Below are 16,868 nucleotides of genomic sequence, written 5' to 3' on the forward strand. Positions count from 1 at the left end.
AAATTCAATGGGCTTTTTTCTATTTAAAGAAATGTATTATTTAGGCAAATTGCTTGAATAAATACTGTACTGTTCATCATTAAGAACGGTTTTTATTTTTTCATTAATGTAATCTTGCATTTTAGCCATTTTTGTGATTTTTTTATTTGAATCTTCAATGGCATGAATACCTTTTATTTTTTTATCTGCGGAAGAAAAGATTTCATATATCTTTTCTTTTTGAGTTGCATCTAATTTGTTAGTTCTCGCTAACATGTTCACAACATCATTTGTCTTTTCTTTAGGAGTCTTTATTGAGCTATTCGCTGTCAAAGTCATATTTCCTGAAGTGTTTTGAGCAATTGCAGATTGGTTTCCTAATAAGAGAAAACATCCAAAAGTTAATAATAGTAAAGCCTTTTTCATAATAATAGTTAAAAATTAATGGTTCAATATACGAAAGATTTTTCTACAAATAACCATTTTCAATCTCTTTTCTAAAGGAGATAAGGTTGTGCATGACCTTCATCTAAAAGCCACCTATTAATATCTAATCCATCAATGACAATTGTAGCAAGATAGCGTCCGTATTTTCCTTGCTTGTCTTTGTAAGAGTGAATCTCTACCTCTTTGTCCAAAATCATTTCTCTTAAAAGGTCTCGAACAACCATGCCTTGTTCTCGTTCCTCTCCTCTTAGTTCTGGCGTGTCGATCCCAAACAAACGTAATTTCATTTCCTGAAAATGGAGAAATCCCAAATCTACTAATGCAGTAACGGTATCTCCATCGTAAACTGCAATAATTTTAGCTTTATAATGATACATGATTAATTATTTTTCCGAAGAAATATTAGTCTAAGTTACTAATTAATAATTAATTAGGCTTTTTATTTTAGCTTTAACTTTTTCCGTAGAAGGAATCATTGTTTCCTCTAATGTTGAGTTTAACGGTATTGCTGGCATATTCTCACTCCCAATGGTCATTACTGGTGCATCCAAATATTTAAAGCACTCTTCTTGAATTTTGCCTGCCAAAGCTCTTGCAAAACTATTTTTGCTTGGCTCTTCAGTAACTACCAAGCATTTGCCAGTTTTCTTAACCGACTTCATGATTGTTGCCTCGTCAAGCGGAAACAGAGTTCTCAAATCTATGATCTCAATTTGATCACGCATTCCTAATTCTCCCGAAGCATTATAAGCCCAGTGCACACCCATCCCATAGGTAACGATTGTCAATGTTTCTAAGTTTTCCTGTTTCCAGATCTCTTGAAGCACCCAAGCTTTCCCAAATGGCAATACATAATCTTCGCTTGGCTCAATAGATGTCGCGCCTTTTGTTCCTGGCACTTTACTCCAATATAACCCTTTATGCTCCAAAATCACTACCGGATTTGGGTCGTAATACGCAGCTTTCATTAAGCCTTTTAAATCTGCTCCGTTACTTGGATACGCTATTTTGATTCCGCGAATATTGGTAATCACACTTTCTACGGAAGACGAATGATAAGGTCCACCGCTACCATAAGCACCAATTGGCACACGCAAAATCATACTTACAGGCCATTTCCCGTTACTTAAATAGCAACTTCTACTTACTTCTGTAAATAATTGATTAAGTCCAGGCCAAATATAATCTGCAAACTGAACCTCAACTATCGGTTTCAACCCAACAGCGCTCATCCCAACCGTTGAGCCAACAATAAATGCTTCTTGAATTGGCGTATTAAACACTCTGTCATCTCCAAATTTTTGCGCCAAAGTTGCTGCCTCTCTAAAAACGCCACCCAAACGTCCACCAACATCTTGACCGTACAGTAAGCATTCCTTATGTTTTTTCATTAATTCTTCAACAGCAAACAATGCGCAATCTACCATCACTACTTTCTCTGCGCCTTTTGGTGCTCTCTCCCCTTTTTCTTCGGAAATTGGCGTTGGCACAAAATCGTTAGTGAATAAATCTTCGGGTTTTGGATCTTCAGCTTTTAAGGCCTTTTCAAAGTCGGATTGTACTTTCTTTTTTGCAGCATTTTCTATGGTATCAATCTCTTCCGAAGAAAAACCAATATCCAATAATTGTTGTTTTAAAACCGGATAAGGATCACGAGACTTTGCTTCGTCAAGATCATCACGATACCATTCCATTCGCACACCAGAGGTATGGTGATTTAATAACGGGACTTTAGCATGTACCAAAAATGGGCGACGCTCTTTTCTAATTGTATCAATTACTTTTTCTAAAGCATTGTAGCTTTCGGTAAAATTGGCACCATCAATTGAAATAGCTTCCAAACCATGAAATCCCTTTGCGTATTCGAAAGCGTTCTGTGCTCTCGTTTCCGCAGCATTTGCAGAAATATCCCAACCATTATCCTGTACCAAATACAAAATTGGCATTTGCTTTAATGCTGCCATTTGAAAGGCTTCTGCAATTTCGCCTTCGGTTACTGAAGCGTCGCCTAAAGAACAAACGACAAATGGTAAATCGTTAAGCGTTTTATCATCTAAACCTTGGAGTTCTTTATACTGCATTCCCATCGCAACACCTGTTGCAGGAATCGCTTGCATCCCAGTTGCAGAGGATTGGTGAGGGATTTTAGGTTTATCATCATCCTTTAAACTCGGATGTGAGTAATAAGTTCTACCTGCGGAAAACGGATCTTCCTTTTTAGCTAATAATTGCAACATCAAATCATAAGGTTCTAGCCCAAATGATAATAACATGGCGTCATCTCTATAATACGGAAATGCATAATCCTGTGGCAGCAATTGCATGCCTAAAGCAATTTGAATCGCTTCGTGACCTCTCGATGTGGCATGAACATATTTTGAAACTTGTTTAAAATTAGCTTCATATAATTCTGTCATCGCTTTCGCTGTGCAGAGTTTTGAAAATCCTTTTTTTAAAATATCCTTATTCATATTTATATCGTTCTATCCACATCAAATTGTTCAAAATAATCGGCTACGCGTCGTACAAAACTTCCGCCTAAAAATCCGTCAACCACTCTATGGTCAAAGGATAGCGATAAATACATCATACTTCTAATAGCAATTTCGTCTCCTTTTTCGGTTTCTATAACTTCAGGTCTTTTTTTAATAATACCCAATGCTAGAATTGCAACTTCAGGTTGGTTAATGATTGGTGTTCCCATTACACTTCCAAAGGTTCCAACATTAGAGATTGTAAACGTACTTCCTTTAATATCATCACCTGCCAACTTGTTTTCTCTTGCTTTACCTGCTAGTTCGCTAACATTCTCTGCAAGTGTTTTTAAATCTTTGGTATCTGCATTTTTTACCACAGGTACAATTAGGTTTCCACTTGGCAATGCTGTTGCCATACCAATATTTATGTCTTCTTTTACAATAATTTTATTACCATCTACAGAGGCGTTTATGTTTGGAAAATCCTTAACAGCTTTTGCCACAGCCTCAACAAATAACGGTGTAAAGGTTAAACGCTCACCATATTTTTCTTGAAATGCTTTTTTGTTTGCATTTCTCCAATTCACCATATTCGTCATATCGGCTTCTACATAAGCTGTGACGTGAGGTGATGTGTGCTTGGAATACACCATGTGATCTGCAATCATTTGGCGCATTCTATCCATTTCTATGACTTTTCCTTTGCCTTTATCGAAAGTCAATTGCGGAATGCGATAAGCTGTTGGATCTTGCGTTACAGGTTGTGCAAATTTGTACGGACGACCATCTTCTATATATTGAAATACATCACTTTTACGCAATCTGCCCTCATTTCCTGTTGCAGGAATTCTAGATAATTCTTCAAAACTGATGTGATGTGATTTTGCAATTTCAATTATTAAAGGTGAAAAAAACGTGTTTGTATTGTTGACTGAAAACGACGTTGAAGCTAAAGGTTGTTGAACCGGTTTTGGTTTGTTTGAAACTTTAGTTTTCTTTTGGGATGTATCGACTGCGCTCGATTTAACTGTTTCTTTCTTTTTTTCTTCGGAATTTATTTCTTCTGAAACTTCTAAAATAGCGAGCACCTCTCCAACAGCAACAACATCTTTTGCCTGATGTTTTATGGTTTTCATGGTTCCCGATGCTGGTGCAGGCACTTCATTATCGACTTTATCGGTTGCCACTTCGAGGATGATATCGCCTTCTTCAAAGCTATCACCTTCATTTACCAACCAATTGATTATGGTTCCCTCTGTTATGCTTTCGCCCATCTTGGGCATTTTTAATTCATAACTTCCTGCGAAGGCAGGAATCTCTTTATTTTTCATTTCGATTTTTATTATAATCTAAATTCCAATTCATACTTAAGTCCATCCAGCTTGGGTTCATTTCTTTAATGAGTTCAATTTTCCAATCTCGTTTCCATTTTTTGAATTGTCGTTCTCTAATATTTGCTAATTTGCCATCATCAAAATCTTCAAAATAAACTAGCTTATTACAGTTATATTTAGCTGTAAATGATGTTGGACGAATTTTTAATTTATGTTCCTTAACTCTTTCTTCAATATTATCAGTAATTCCAATGTAAATTACTCCATTAGGTTTATTTGTCATGATATACACATACCATTGACTCATGACTTTTTACTATGAGATTCCTGCCTGCGCAGGAAATGTTCCCGAAGTGTCTTATAAACATCTTCTTGTATTTTCATATGTTGTGGCACTTCTCTCAACGGTTCAACTTCAATCAAACTCTCGTGGCAATCTGCTGGCAATTGCTGATATAATTGCGTGCCTTTAGTTTTCCAAGCAATCATGTCATCACTTACTTGTTTAATGACTTTTGCTGGATTACCAACTACTAAACTTCGCTTGGGTATTTTAGTTTCAGCTTTTACAAAAGACATCGCACCTATTATGCTTTCGTCTCCAATTTCAGCATCGTCCATGATTACGGTATTCATCCCGATGAGACAATTTCGACCTAAATTAGCACCATGAATTATGGCTCCGTGACCAACATGTGCACTTTCCTTTAGAGTAATAGATTTTCCTGGAAACATGTGAACTGTACAGTTTTCTTGAACGTTTACGCCATCTTCCAAAATAATTTGTCCCCAATCGCCACGAATAGCTGCTCCTGGACCTATGTAACAGTTTTTACCAATAATGACATTTCCTGTTACCGCTGCCAAAGGATGCACGAAACTTGATTCGTGAACGACTGGTGTGTAACCCTTGAAACTGTAGATCATTTTATTTAAATCCTTTTAGTTTTTCTTTTGTAAATTCGGAAAGCACTAAACGTCCACTGGTTTCTGCTCGTTCTGCTAGCAAATTATCCCAATCGTCTGTTCCTTTCCAGAATACTTTTTTCATTTCTAACATGGCCTCTGTATTGTATGTACAAAGGTGCTCTGCAGTTGTTTTCACAGCTTCGTCCAATTCTTCTGTTGATTCGTAAACTTGGGTAAACAACCCTTTCTGTTGTGCCCATTCTGGCGGATAAAATGAATTAGCATCAATAGCAATTTGTGACATTGCGCTTAATCCCATTTTTCGTTCTATTGCTGGTCCAACTACAAATGGTCCAATCCCAATATTTAATTCGCTTAATTTGATAGCTGCGTATTTTGTAGCCATACAATAGTCTGTTGCTGCTGCCAAACCTACACCACCTCCAACGGTTTTTCCTTGAATTCTCCCGATAATAAACTTTGGACATTTACGCATTGCATTGATCACATTAGCAAATCCTGAAAAGAAGACTTTACCTGTTGCTGCGTCATTGATATTGATCAATTCTTTAAAGCTCGCTCCAGCGCAAAATGTTCTATCTCCTCCACTTTTTAAAACAATCACCTTTATCGCTTCGTTTTCTCCAGCTTCAGTTATGGTTTTCGCTAATTTAGCTAAAACGTCTCCTGGCAAAGAGTTGTGTGCTGGGTGGAAGAATTCTATATATCCTACTTCGTTTTCTATTGTTTGTTTAACGTATGGGTCTGTCATCACGATAGTGTTCCCACGAAAGTGGGAATCTTTTTTTTATTGTTTATTATATTATTTTTTTATACAAATCCAACCATTCTGGATTTTGTTTTTCTATTAATTCCGTTTTCCAAGCTCTGTTCCATTTCTTCATTTGCTTTTCTTTTAATTTGGCTTCCTTTTCAGTTTCAAATCTTTCAAAATAAACTAGTTTATTCAAATTATATCTTGCTGAAAATGTGCTTGGATGTATTTTATTTTTATGCTGATATATTCTTTTCTTTAAATTTCCTGTTTCTCCAATGTATAAAACGCCTTCTTTTTTATTTGTTATGATGTAGACGTTCCATTCCATTTTTTTAAACTTTTATATACAAGACACCCGATTTCTCGGGTGCTTCGAACAATTCAATCTTTTATAAAAGACTGAATTGTTCGAAGTGATGATTCAAATGTTTGCGCTCCAATAAATACGATTCATATTTATTCAATTCACCAAAGACTAAATTCTTCAACTTAGCGTCTGGATTTTCTTTAAAATACTCGATGTATTTTTCTCTTTGTGATTTAAACTTTTCGATTGCGGTTGCTAAATCTGGATGTTTCAAATCATCTAATTTGTCTTTTTCTAACTGCGGAAATTGGCTGTTCTTCGGAAATTTGTCATAGTTATATAAACTCGCATGTACTTTTTCTAAAATCTTTTCCGGTGTGGCAATCTCAAAATCCTGAATCTCACCTGACGTAATTTTATAGGTATATTCCAAATGCTCAACCATGTGCTGTGGTGTCATAATTCCCCATTTTGGTTTCATGTCTTCGGAAAGTTTAGAAAGACATTCTTCAATCTTTTCCGAAGTTATTTCAGTAAAAACCTCTTGCTTTTTTTGAACCATTGTTAAAATGGTTGCGACTGCCACTAACGGACTGTCTTTTTCAGTTTTATCTTTTTCTGGTTTATTTTCAAAATTAGCATCAAACACCTCAACGTACCATTTTACGATTCCGCTAGGATGTTCCGCAGAAGCGACATCACGATCTACTTTTTCTTTACAAGTTAAACGTACATAAATGGTGTCGTTATGATATAACGGTCTTAAAAAACGAATACTATCCAGACCATAATTTGCAGCTACTGGACCTTTGTTTGGATACACGAATAATCCTGCTGCTGCAGAAATTATAAAATAACCGTGAGCAGTTCTTTTTTCGAAGATACTGCCATCCAAAGACGTAATATCTGTATGTGCATAAAAATGATCCCAAGTTAAATTTGCAAAGTTGATAATGTCTGTATCTGTGAATGTACGGTTATGTGTTTTGAGGGACATTCCTGGTTGGATATCTTCCCAGTGGTATTTAAATGGATGCATTTTTGCTTCCTTATATTTGGAATTTTGCTGATAAATTCCAGTGATTTCGGTAATTGTTGTTGGTGAACCTTGAATGGCTGTACGTTGCAAATAATGTTTAATGCCTCGCATGCCTCCCATTTCTTCTCCTCCTCCTGCTCTTCCTGGACCACCATGCACTAAATATGGTAATGGCGAACCGTGACCTGTACTTTGTTTTGCGCTTTCTCTGTTGAGTACTAATATTCTCCCATGATGACTTGCTGCATTGATCACGTATTCTTTGGCAATCTTATCGTTATTTGTAGCAATTGAAGACACTAAAGATCCTTTACCCATTTGAGCTAAGGTTATTGCTTCGTCTAAGTTTTTATATGGCATAATCGTACTTACTGGACCAAAAGCTTCACGTTCATGAATCACTGCATTTTGGAATGGATGATCTGCTCGCAATAAAATCGGACTAATAAACGCGCCTTTTTTAGCATCTGCTCCAATGGTTTCGATTTTATCTAAACTTCCATAAACGATTTGCGCTTCTTTTGCTAAATCGTTGACAGAATCTCTAACTGCTTGTACCTGTTGTTGACTTACTAATGATCCCATTCGTACTTCTTTGAGTCTTGGATCACCAATGATGACTTTATCTAACGCTTTGCCTAAATGAATTTGAACATCTTCAACAAGATTTTCTGGTACTATAACTCTTCGGATTGCTGTACATTTTTGTCCAGCTTTTACCGTCATCTCTTTTCTTACTTCTTTGATAAATAAGTCGAATTCTGGAGTTCCAGGAACTGCATCTTCTCCTAAAATTGATGCATTTAGTGAATCAGCTTCCATAGTAAATGGCACAGATTCTTGAATTAGTCTTGGATGTGCTTTTAATAAGCGTCCCGTTTTTGCTGAACCTGTAAACGTGACTACGTCTTGAGATTCGACTGTGTCCAAAATATTTTTTACTGTTCCATTTATGATTTGTAGTGCACCTTCAGGTAAAATACCCGAATCTATTATAGTTTTCGCTACAGCTTCTGCCAAATAAGAAGATGATGGTGCTGGTAAAACAACAGCAGGCACTCCAGCCATCCAGTTAACCGCACATTTTTCTAACATACCCCAAACTGGAAAGTTAAAAGCATTGATATGAACTGCAACACCTTTTTTTGGCACCATGATGTGATGCGCCATAAAGCGTCCGCCTCGAGATAAATCGATCGCATCACCTTCTACATGATAGGGTTGGTTTGGAAATAATTTACGTAATGATGCGTTGGCGAATAAGTTACCGAAGCCACCTTCAATATCTATCCAACTGTCAACTCTAGTTGCTCCTGTTCTATAGCTTAGATCGTAGAATGACTCTTTTCTTTTGGTGAGATATAATGCTAAACTTTTTAGCATATTTCCACGTTCTTGAAAGGTCATTTTACGAAGTTTTTCTCCTCCTTTTGTGCGACCGTAATTTAATATTTCTGGAATATCGAGACCTTCAATGGCAACGCTTGTAAAGGCTTCGCCTGTTACTGCATCAAGAATTGGTGAGCCTTCTTCTTTTCCTGTAGTCCAATTTCCTTGGACGTAGTGTTGGATTTTGTTCATATCAAATGCCCGCGAAAGTGGGTATCTTTTTAATTCAACTTTTATTTTGATACCTACAAGGTTTTTAAAACGTTGCAGGATAGTTTATCTTTTAAACCGAGTGCGTTTGCGTTAGCGATTGAACGGTTTGTTTGAGCTCCTTTTTGTTTTTCTCAAAAAGAGCGAGTAGTGAAAGCGCGACCCTTGTGGTAACGCCCAAATTTTAAATATTTACATTTTCAATAATCGCAGCATAGCCTTGACCAACGCCAATACACATTGTTACTAATGCGTAGCGTTTGTTTTGCTCTTTTAATTCTATGGCTGCTGAATAAGCAATTCTTGTTCCTGTAACGCCTAACGGATGACCTATCGCGATAGAACCTCCATTTGGATTTAATCTTGGATCGTCATCTGCCAATCCCCAAGCACGCGTGCATGCCAAGGCCTGTGCAGCGAAAGCTTCGTTAAGCTCGATGACATCCATATCGTCCATAGTTAAACCTGCTTTTGCTAAGGCTTTGTTTGAGGCTTCTACCGGACCAATTCCCATAATTCTTGGCTCAACACCAGCTACTGCGGAACTTACGATTCTGGCTAATGGTTTTAGATTGTATTTTTTTACTGCCTCCTCGGAAGCAATTATTGTTGCTGCTGCACCATCGTTTAATCCAGAGGAATTTCCTGCGGTTACGCTTCCGCCTTCTTTTTTGAATGCTGGACGTAATTTGCCTAAAATTTCAAGAGATGTTGTTGGTTTTACAAATTCATCTTTTGAAAATTGGATTGGGTCTTTTTTTCTCTGCGGAATTTCTACAGTTACGATTTCTTTTGCTAAGCGACCGTTTTCTTGGGCCTTGGTAGCTTTCATCTGGCTCCAATGAGCAAACTTATCTTGATCTTCTCTTGAGATGTTGTATTTTTCTACTAGGTTTTCAGCAGTGTTTCCCATACCATCGGTTCCGTAGAGCTTTTCCATTTTAGGATTTATGAAACGCCATCCGAAAGTGGAATCATACATTTTCGAATCACCTCCAAATCCGGTTGAAGGTTTGGACATTACGTATGGTCCACGAGTCATATTTTCTACTCCTCCGGAAATGAATAGATCTCCATCTCCTGCTTTTATTGCTCTATTTGCGTGAATAATCGCAGATAATCCTGAACTACATAAACGGTTTACGGTTTCTCCAGGAACTGTAAATGGTAATCCTGCCAATAATGAAGCCATTCTTGCAACATTACGATTGTCTTCTCCTGCTTGGTTGGCGCAACCCAATATGACATCATCGTAAGCATCTTTTGGGATATTTGGGTTTCGTTTTACGATTTCTTCAATGACCAATGCGCCCAAATCGTCTGTTCTCACAGCTGACAGAGTGCCTTTGTAATTTCCTATTGGTGTTCTAATTCCGTCTATTATATATGCTTCTTTCATAATTAATTAAATGGATTCCGCATCAAGTGCGGAATGACAAATTATTTTTTTTTAGTTCAAGAGTGCAGAAAAGGTATCTCCCTGTCTAATATCTCCACTGTTATAACCTTTCATAAACCACTCTTTTCTTTGCTGGGATGTACCGTGTGTAAAGCTATCTGAATTCACGCTTCCTCTCGTACGTTTTTGAATAGCATCATCTCCAACTGCATTTGCAGCACTTAGTGCTTCATCAATATCTCCAGCCTCTAGATATTGTTTGTTATAGTGTGCCCAAAGTCCAGCATAAAAATCGGCTTGTAACTCTTGCGCGACAGATAATCTATTTGCCTCGGTTGTACTCGCTTGAGATTGTAATTGTCTTACTTTTGATGACGTCCCTAAAAGTGTTTGGATATGATGCCCTACTTCATGAGCAGTCACATAAGCAATTGCAAAATCCCCTCCCTTTGCACCGAAACGTGTTTTTAATTCGTCAAAAAAAGCTAAATCCATATATAGCTTTTGATCTGCTGGGCAATAAAATGGTCCTGAAGCTGAGCTTGCGTTTCCGCAGCCTGTTGATACCGCGTCTGTAAAAAGTACCATTTTTGGTTCTTTATAAGTACCTAAATTGTTTTCTCTGAATACTTGACTCCAGGTATCTTCCGTATAAGCTAAAATGGTTGACATGAAGTCTCCCATTTTTTGTTCTTCACTGGTTAATTCTCTTTGTTCGACTTGCTGGGAACTTTGGCTATTTCCAACTTGTTCTATCAAAGGTGCCAATTGTTGCCCTGTTTCACCTCCAAAAAGTTGAAGCAAAATTACAATTACTGCCACTACTCCTCCTCCAGCAACAAGTTTGCCTTTACTGCCCATACCGCGTCTATCTTCCAGATTTCCGCTTTTTCTATTACCTTGCCATTTCATTTTTTAATATTATTTCTAGTTAGTTGTTAATTGTTTTCCCATGTTTTTTGAGTTCTATAAACTACACCTTTAAAAAGCGCTACTAATTCATTTCCTCGTTTAACTTCAATGATATTAAAGCCTAATTTATTATTTACTTTTTCAATTACCGATTCTGCAACCAAATAATCACCTTCATCTAAGGCTTCGATATGATTGATACTTGTTTCAATAGAGACTGCATATTTACCGTGTGTGTTTGCTGCAAAACCAAAAGCGGTATCTGCAAGAGAATAACTAATACCACCATGTGCTTTGTTCATACTGTTTAGCATTTCCTTTCTGATGGTCATTGCCAATTTGCATCTGCCTATTTCACATTCTAAGATCTCAATACCTAACCATTGGCTGTAAGCATCTTGACTTAGCATTTTATATGGAATTTGTTCTCCTTTCATATTACTATTCCAATAAAGTGGAAATCAATTATTTTGATAATGTCATACTGAAATAAGTTCAGTATGACATTATATTTAATTAAAAAACGTTTTATTTTCTCTGTTCATTTTACGCAATAAGGGGCTGCAACGGTATCTATCTTCGTGATATTCATTATATAATTCGTCCATTTTATTTACGCACCAGTCTATTCCTTTTTCGTCTGCCCAAGCCAATAGTCCTTTTGGATAGTTTACGCCTTTTGTCATCGCATTATCAATATCCTCAGCTGATGCGATATTTAAAAATAAAGCATCTGCAGCTTCATTGATTAGCATTGCTATAACCCGATCAAAAATTTGTTGTCCGATTTTATCTTTTTGTGATTCTGAAATCAGTTTAGAATGACTTTGAATGATATTTCCATTTTCATCATAATCATAATAGCCTTTTCCTGTTTTTCTTCCGAAGTAACCCGCTTCAGCAAATCGTTTTTGAGTAAATGCTGGTCTATATCTTGGATCAAAATAAAATGCGGTAAACACCGTTTCTGTTACCGTATAATTGACATCATTCCCTATAAAATCCATAAGTTCAAACGGTCCCATTCTAAAACCACCAATGGTTTTCAATGCACTATCTATGGTCTTAAAATCTGCAATTCCTTCTTCGTAAATTCGTAATGATTCTCCATAAAACGGTCTTGCCACTCTATTGACTATAAAACCTGGTGTGTCTTTAGCGACAGCAACCGTTTTTTTCCAATCTTGAATTGTTTGGATTGATTTCTCTAAAACTTCTTTTGAGGTTTGTATCGCAGGAATCACCTCAACCAGCTTCATTAAAGGTGCTGGATTAAAAAAGTGAATCCCAATACAACGTTCTGGTTTTCGTAAAGATGACGCAATGGATGCAATTGATAAACTTGACGTGTTTGAAGCGATGATACAATCGTTTGCTACATAACTTTCTAATTCTGAAAATACTTTTTTCTTGATGTCTAGGTTTTCAATAATTGCTTCGATAGTTAAATTTGAATCTGCTAAATCCTTTAAATTATCAACATAAGAGATGTTGGATTGGATTCTATTTTTTTCTTCGGAATCAATCCGTCCTTTTTCAATTAAACGCGATAGAATTTTTTCTAAAGCAGCTTTAGCTTTATCCAACGCATTTTGATTAGTGTCGTATAATTTCACCTTACAATCAGCAGTAGCTGCAACTTGTGCAATACCACTTCCCATTGTTCCTCCTCCTATGATTCCTACATTCATATGTTTACTTTTTGATGAAATCCTGAAACGATTTCAGGATGACAACTTTATTATCTTCCTTTAAATTCTGGCTTACGTTTTCCTATAAATGCTGCAACACCTTCTTGATAATCTACACTTTGCGCTGCTTGAATTTGTAATTTAGATTCTAGAGCGAGTTGATCTTCCAAAGTATTTGTCATAGACTTATTGTATAATTCCTTAATCATGCCCAAAGCCTTAGTTGGCATATTTGCTAATTTTAATGCGAGATTTTCTATCGTGTTTTCAAATTCTTCCGAAGAAACACATTTATAGATCATTCCCATTTTTTCTGCCTCTTCTGCGGAAATTTTATCCCCCAACATCGCTAATGCCAATGCTTTTTGAAACCCTATTAATCTTGGCAAAAAGAAGGTCCCACCACTATCTGGAACCAAACCGATTAAACTGAACGCTTGTATAAAACTAACTTTTTCGTGAGCCACAACTATATCGCAAGCCAATGCAATATTTGCTCCTGCTCCCGCTGCTACACCATTTACTGCTGCTATGACTGGTTTTTTTATATCACGTAATCTTGTAATTACTGGATTGTAATGCTCATCCAATATTTTTTTGAATCCGGGATTCAAGTCTGGATCGGTAACTTCTTTTAAATCTTGACCAGCACAAAATGCTTTTCCGTTACCGATTAGTACAATTGCTCTAACCTCTTGATTTTTCTCGCATGTATCTAAAGTATCCTGAAGTAAAAATGCCATTTCGCGATTAAAACTATTGAATACTTCTGGCCTATTTAGCGTTATTGTTGCTACTTTGTTTTCTATTTTTAGCTGGATGCTTTTACTCATATTTTTCTTTTATTGTGGATTCCTACCTTCGCAGGAATGACAAATTATTTTAAACATTTAAAATAATCAAATGGCTCTTGGCAATCGTCACACTGAAATTGTGCCTTACAAGCTGTTGAACCAAACTGACTGACTAATCTTGTATTTGTGGAACCACAATTGGTGCATTTCACTATTCGCTTCCCGTTAAGCAATACATCTTTGTCAGCTTCAGCATTTAGGGGTGCTGCTATTCCATAATCTTCTAATGCTTTTCTGCCTCTTGGTGTAATCCAATCGGTTGTCCAAGCTGGGTGCAGAATCAATTCTATTTCAGATTCGTAACCTGCTATTTTTAATGCCTTTTTTATATCGTCTCCTATCACATCCATTGCTGGACAACCACTGTAAGTTGGTGTGATTTCTACTTTTATGATATTATTTTCTATTACTGCAGAACGCACGATTCCCATATCCATTATTGAAAGCACAGGGATTTCTGGATCTGAGACTTTTTCCAAAATTGGAATTAAAGTTTCGTCTATGTTTTGTTCTGTTGTTGTCATTTTTTGGTTTGTGTGATTCTGAAACAAGTTCAGAATGACGCTAATCTTTCTTTTTAAGATTCCTGCCTGCGCAGGAATTTGTTACCATTCCATATTTGGATAAGCACGCTGCATAAATTGTAGTTCGGTTAACAAATACCCAAAATGCTCTGTATGGATACCTTCTTTCCCTCCTTTTTGAAAATATTTTGATTCTGGAATTTCTAAAGTTGATGCCTCCAATAGTTCATTTACATCTTTATAATAGCCATCTTTTAACTTTGTGACATCAACACCTATTCCTTCAGCAACCATTGCTTTATCCGCTTCGGTTTGAAGAAATAATTCGTTTGTATATGTCCATAAGTTATTGATGGCTTCTTGCATTTTTACTTTACTTTCATCTGTACCATCGCCTAAACGCTTTACCCAATCTGAAGAGAATCTTTCATGATAACGCACTTCCTTAATGCATTTTTTAGCAATTGCAGATAATGTGAGATCTTTACTTTTTTCTAATTCTGAAAGAAATGCTAAGTGATAGACATCGAATAAAAATTGTCGTCCGATCGTATAGGCGAAATCGGTATTTGGTTGCTCTACCAATAGCACATTTTTATAGTCACGTTCTTTACGAAGCAGAGCTATATCATCTTCCGTTCTTCCATCACCAGCAATTTTAGCAGCATATTGGAAGTAACTTCTTACTTGCCCGAATAAATCTAAAGATATATTAGTACAAGCGATATCGGTTTCTAAAGTTGGCCCATGACCGCAGAGCTCTCCCAAGCGCTGACCAAGGATTAAACTATTATCTGCGATACCGAGTATGTAATTGTATAAATTTTCGTTTTTCATATTATAACCTTTCCGCCTTTAAGGCTTCTTTCCTCGAAAATAAAAGACATTATTAACGATTAAAATTTAGTTTGATTTTATGAGATTCTTGCCTTCGCAGGAATTATTTACATATGTTTTACTTCGTCTGGTAAATCATAAAATGTTGGGTGACGATACACTTTATCTTGTGCTGGCTCAAATAATTCGCCATTATGTTCTGGATTTGAAGCAGTAATATTTTTACTTTCTACAACCCAAATACTAACTCCCTCATTTCTTCTCGTGTAAACATCTCTTGCATTTTCTAATGCCATTTCTGCATCAGCTGCGTGAAGACTTCCCGAGTGCCTGTGTTCTAATCCGTTTTTACTTCTTATGAAGATTTCCCAAAGTGGCCAGTTTTTCATTTGAAATTGAATTTGAAATTGAAGTCGAATTTGAAAGACTTCAATTTATATTTTTAATTCTAGTTACTATTATTCTAATTAATTGATCATTCTCATTTTTTAGATTTTTTAGATCTTCTTCTGAAAATAATTTTGCTTTAGTTTGAATATTTAAGTTTCTTAAAGATTCTCTTAATTCTTTTAGGCAAATTCTTAACTTATTAATTTTATCCTTGTCTGTCCCTGCTCCCAATACTTCTCCATAATTCAAAGCAGAAGAGCACGAAGAACGAATCAATTGTTTTGCTAGATAATCTCCTGCATAAGACAAAGGTTTTTTATCATATAATAAGATAATAGTTGCAGCAAAATCTTCAAGTCTTTAGGTTAAATCGAATTTTTTATCATTCATATCTTCGAATTCATATTCGATTTCAACTTCAAGCTCATTAAACAGCTTGTTTCTCTTTTCTTTCTTGTTTCTTCTCTGCGTGAGCCATTGCTGCATCTCTAACCCATTCTCCCTCTTCCCATGCTCCAACTCTCGCTTTCATTCTTTCTTTGTTACAAGGTCCATGACCTTTTACAACTTGCCAGAATTCATCCCAATCGATTGGTCCAAAATCATAGCTTTGTCGCTCCTCATTCCATTTTAAATCTGGATCTGGAATTGTAAGTCCTATTAAATCTGCCTGTGGTACTGTTTGATCTATAAATTGTTGACGTAAATCATCATTTGATTTTCTTTTTAACTTCCATTTCATGGATTGCTCGGTGTGCACAGATTCCGCATCTGTTGGACCCAACATCATTAAACTAGGCCACCACCAGCGATTTAGAGCATCTTGCGCCATATCTTTTTGTTCTGGAGTACCGTTTGCCAGTTTCATCATGATTTCAAAACCTTGACGTTGGTGAAAACTTTCTTCTTTACATACACGAATCATCGCTCTAGCGTATGGCCCGTAAGAGGTGTTACATAATGGCACTTGATTAATGATGGCTGCACCATCTACTAACCAACCAATGGCTCCCATATCTGCCCAAGTGATTGTTGGGTAATTAAAAATTGAAGAGTATTTGGCTTTACCTGTATGCAATTGCTCGTACATTTCGTCTCGAGAGATGCCTAAGGTTTCAGTTGCGGAATATAAATACAAACCATGTCCTGCTTCGTCTTGCACTTTAGCCAATAAGGCGACCTTTCTTCTTAAAGAAGGTGCTCTCGTGATCCAGTTACCTTCTGGAAGCATACCTACAATTTCAGAATGCGCATGCTGCGACATCTGTCTAATATGTGTTTGACGATATTTTTCTGGCATCCAATCTTTTGGTTCGATTTTCTCGTCTCTTGCAATACGTTCTTCGAATTGCTTTTCTAAATTTTTAACTTGTTCTTCACTCATTTTATTTA

At 36.5% G+C, this 16,868-nt stretch carries 18 protein-coding genes and 1 pseudogene; all 19 read right to left on the reverse strand.

Annotated elements, in window-relative coordinates; translation table 11 throughout:
• Positions 1 to 36: 36 nt before the first annotated feature.
• The 19 genes and pseudogenes from GQ40_RS10310 to paaA all read right to left on the reverse strand — a co-directional run bounded on the left by GQ40_RS10310 (position 37) and on the right by paaA (position 16,860).
• Positions 37 to 405, reverse strand: coding sequence for a hypothetical protein (locus GQ40_RS10310; protein WP_047547985.1), 369 nt, complete (start codon positions 403 to 405; stop codon positions 37 to 39).
• Between the two features lie 71 nt (positions 406 to 476).
• On the reverse strand, positions 477 to 803 hold the full coding sequence (locus GQ40_RS10315; RefSeq protein ID WP_047547986.1) for a thermonuclease family protein: 327 nt from the start codon (positions 801 to 803) through the stop codon (positions 477 to 479).
• Positions 804 to 845: 42 nt separating this feature from the next.
• Complete coding sequence (locus GQ40_RS10320) at positions 846 to 2,897, reverse strand: thiamine pyrophosphate-dependent enzyme (RefSeq protein ID WP_197052670.1); 2,052 nt, start codon at positions 2,895 to 2,897, stop codon at positions 846 to 848.
• 2 nt (positions 2,898 to 2,899) lie between these two features.
• Positions 2,900 to 4,234 carry a dihydrolipoamide acetyltransferase family protein gene (locus GQ40_RS10325; RefSeq protein ID WP_052184226.1) on the reverse strand — a complete coding sequence of 445 codons (1,335 nt, stop codon included), beginning with the start codon at positions 4,232 to 4,234 and terminating at the stop codon, positions 2,900 to 2,902.
• A complete protein-coding gene (locus tag GQ40_RS10330) occupies positions 4,224 to 4,544 on the reverse strand; it encodes a GIY-YIG nuclease family protein (protein ID WP_047547988.1) in 321 nt (106 codons plus the stop codon). Before GQ40_RS10330 ends, GQ40_RS10325 begins: the two co-directional genes overlap by 11 nt.
• Positions 4,541 to 5,164 (reverse strand): transferase hexapeptide repeat family protein, encoded by a 624-nt coding sequence (locus GQ40_RS10335; protein WP_047547989.1) that lies wholly within the window; start codon positions 5,162 to 5,164, stop codon positions 4,541 to 4,543. Before GQ40_RS10335 ends, GQ40_RS10330 begins: the two co-directional genes overlap by 4 nt.
• Before the next feature lies 1 nt (position 5,165).
• On the reverse strand, positions 5,166 to 5,918 hold the full coding sequence (locus tag GQ40_RS10340) for an enoyl-CoA hydratase/isomerase family protein (protein ID WP_047547990.1): 753 nt from the start codon (positions 5,916 to 5,918) through the stop codon (positions 5,166 to 5,168).
• Positions 5,919 to 5,964: 46 nt separating this feature from the next.
• On the reverse strand, positions 5,965 to 6,252 hold the full coding sequence (locus GQ40_RS10345; protein ID WP_047547991.1) for a GIY-YIG nuclease family protein: 288 nt from the start codon (positions 6,250 to 6,252) through the stop codon (positions 5,965 to 5,967).
• A gap of 61 nt (positions 6,253 to 6,313) precedes the next feature.
• A complete protein-coding gene (paaZ, locus tag GQ40_RS10350) occupies positions 6,314 to 8,851 on the reverse strand; it encodes a phenylacetic acid degradation bifunctional protein PaaZ (protein ID WP_047547992.1) in 2,538 nt (845 codons plus the stop codon).
• 202 nt (positions 8,852 to 9,053) lie between these two features.
• Positions 9,054 to 10,268, reverse strand: a complete 1,215-nt coding sequence (gene pcaF, locus GQ40_RS10355) for a 3-oxoadipyl-CoA thiolase (RefSeq protein WP_047547993.1) — start codon at positions 10,266 to 10,268, stop codon at positions 9,054 to 9,056.
• A 51-nt stretch (positions 10,269 to 10,319) separates the two neighbouring features.
• Positions 10,320 to 11,180, reverse strand: coding sequence for a neutral zinc metallopeptidase (locus GQ40_RS10360; RefSeq protein WP_047547994.1), 861 nt, complete (start codon positions 11,178 to 11,180; stop codon positions 10,320 to 10,322).
• A 26-nt stretch (positions 11,181 to 11,206) separates the two neighbouring features.
• A complete protein-coding gene (locus tag GQ40_RS10365; protein WP_047547995.1) occupies positions 11,207 to 11,617 on the reverse strand; it encodes a PaaI family thioesterase in 411 nt (136 codons plus the stop codon).
• A gap of 75 nt (positions 11,618 to 11,692) precedes the next feature.
• Positions 11,693 to 12,871, reverse strand: coding sequence for a 3-hydroxyacyl-CoA dehydrogenase NAD-binding domain-containing protein (locus GQ40_RS10370; protein WP_047547996.1), 1,179 nt, complete (start codon positions 12,869 to 12,871; stop codon positions 11,693 to 11,695).
• 50 nt (positions 12,872 to 12,921) lie between these two features.
• A complete protein-coding gene (locus GQ40_RS10375) occupies positions 12,922 to 13,704 on the reverse strand; it encodes an enoyl-CoA hydratase-related protein (protein WP_047547997.1) in 783 nt (260 codons plus the stop codon).
• 44 nt (positions 13,705 to 13,748) lie between these two features.
• Positions 13,749 to 14,249, reverse strand: coding sequence for a 1,2-phenylacetyl-CoA epoxidase subunit PaaD (gene paaD / locus GQ40_RS10380; RefSeq protein ID WP_047547998.1), 501 nt, complete (start codon positions 14,247 to 14,249; stop codon positions 13,749 to 13,751).
• 81 nt (positions 14,250 to 14,330) lie between these two features.
• A complete protein-coding gene (paaC, locus tag GQ40_RS10385) occupies positions 14,331 to 15,086 on the reverse strand; it encodes a 1,2-phenylacetyl-CoA epoxidase subunit PaaC (RefSeq protein WP_047547999.1) in 756 nt (251 codons plus the stop codon).
• 107 nt (positions 15,087 to 15,193) lie between these two features.
• Positions 15,194 to 15,475, reverse strand: a complete 282-nt coding sequence (gene paaB / locus GQ40_RS10390) for a 1,2-phenylacetyl-CoA epoxidase subunit PaaB (protein WP_047548000.1) — start codon at positions 15,473 to 15,475, stop codon at positions 15,194 to 15,196.
• A 40-nt stretch (positions 15,476 to 15,515) separates the two neighbouring features.
• Positions 15,516 to 15,818: pseudogene (locus tag GQ40_RS10395) on the reverse strand (four helix bundle protein); the annotation flags it as partial.
• A gap of 85 nt (positions 15,819 to 15,903) precedes the next feature.
• A complete protein-coding gene (gene paaA, locus GQ40_RS10400) occupies positions 15,904 to 16,860 on the reverse strand; it encodes a 1,2-phenylacetyl-CoA epoxidase subunit PaaA (RefSeq protein ID WP_047548001.1) in 957 nt (318 codons plus the stop codon).
• Positions 16,861 to 16,868 lie beyond the last annotated feature (8 nt).

Source organism: Psychroserpens sp. Hel_I_66, assembly GCF_000799465.1.
Taxonomy (GTDB): Bacteria; Bacteroidota; Bacteroidia; order Flavobacteriales; family Flavobacteriaceae; genus Psychroserpens.

Bases quoted from the DNA above. Each gene is read 5' to 3' on its own strand.
- paaA (WP_047548001.1), bottom strand. From the start codon at position 16,860: ATGAGTGAAGAACAAGTTAAAAATTTAGAAAAGCAATTCGAAGAACGT.
- GQ40_RS10365 (WP_047547995.1), bottom strand. From the start codon at position 11,617: ATGAAAGGAGAACAAATTCCATATAAAATGCTAAGTCAAGATGCTTAC.
- GQ40_RS10335 (WP_047547989.1), bottom strand. From the start codon at position 5,164: ATGATCTACAGTTTCAAGGGTTACACACCAGTCGTTCACGAATCAAGT.
- paaD (WP_047547998.1), bottom strand. From the start codon at position 14,249: ATGACAACAACAGAACAAAACATAGACGAAACTTTAATTCCAATTTTG.
- paaB (WP_047548000.1), bottom strand. From the start codon at position 15,475: ATGAAAAACTGGCCACTTTGGGAAATCTTCATAAGAAGTAAAAACGGA.
- GQ40_RS10330 (WP_047547988.1), bottom strand. From the start codon at position 4,544: ATGAGTCAATGGTATGTGTATATCATGACAAATAAACCTAATGGAGTA.
- GQ40_RS10315 (WP_047547986.1), bottom strand. From the start codon at position 803: ATGTATCATTATAAAGCTAAAATTATTGCAGTTTACGATGGAGATACC.
- GQ40_RS10370 (WP_047547996.1), bottom strand. From the start codon at position 12,871: ATGAATGTAGGAATCATAGGAGGAGGAACAATGGGAAGTGGTATTGCA.
- GQ40_RS10310 (WP_047547985.1), bottom strand. From the start codon at position 405: ATGAAAAAGGCTTTACTATTATTAACTTTTGGATGTTTTCTCTTATTA.
- paaC (WP_047547999.1), bottom strand. From the start codon at position 15,086: ATGAAAAACGAAAATTTATACAATTACATACTCGGTATCGCAGATAAT.
- GQ40_RS10325 (WP_052184226.1), bottom strand. From the start codon at position 4,234: ATGAAAAATAAAGAGATTCCTGCCTTCGCAGGAAGTTATGAATTAAAA.
- GQ40_RS10320 (WP_197052670.1), bottom strand. From the start codon at position 2,897: ATGAATAAGGATATTTTAAAAAAAGGATTTTCAAAACTCTGCACAGCG.
- GQ40_RS10360 (WP_047547994.1), bottom strand. From the start codon at position 11,180: ATGAAATGGCAAGGTAATAGAAAAAGCGGAAATCTGGAAGATAGACGC.
- GQ40_RS10375 (WP_047547997.1), bottom strand. From the start codon at position 13,704: ATGAGTAAAAGCATCCAGCTAAAAATAGAAAACAAAGTAGCAACAATA.
- paaZ (WP_047547992.1), bottom strand. From the start codon at position 8,851: ATGAACAAAATCCAACACTACGTCCAAGGAAATTGGACTACAGGAAAA.
- GQ40_RS10345 (WP_047547991.1), bottom strand. From the start codon at position 6,252: ATGGAATGGAACGTCTACATCATAACAAATAAAAAAGAAGGCGTTTTA.
- GQ40_RS10340 (WP_047547990.1), bottom strand. From the start codon at position 5,918: ATGACAGACCCATACGTTAAACAAACAATAGAAAACGAAGTAGGATAT.
- pcaF (WP_047547993.1), bottom strand. From the start codon at position 10,268: ATGAAAGAAGCATATATAATAGACGGAATTAGAACACCAATAGGAAAT.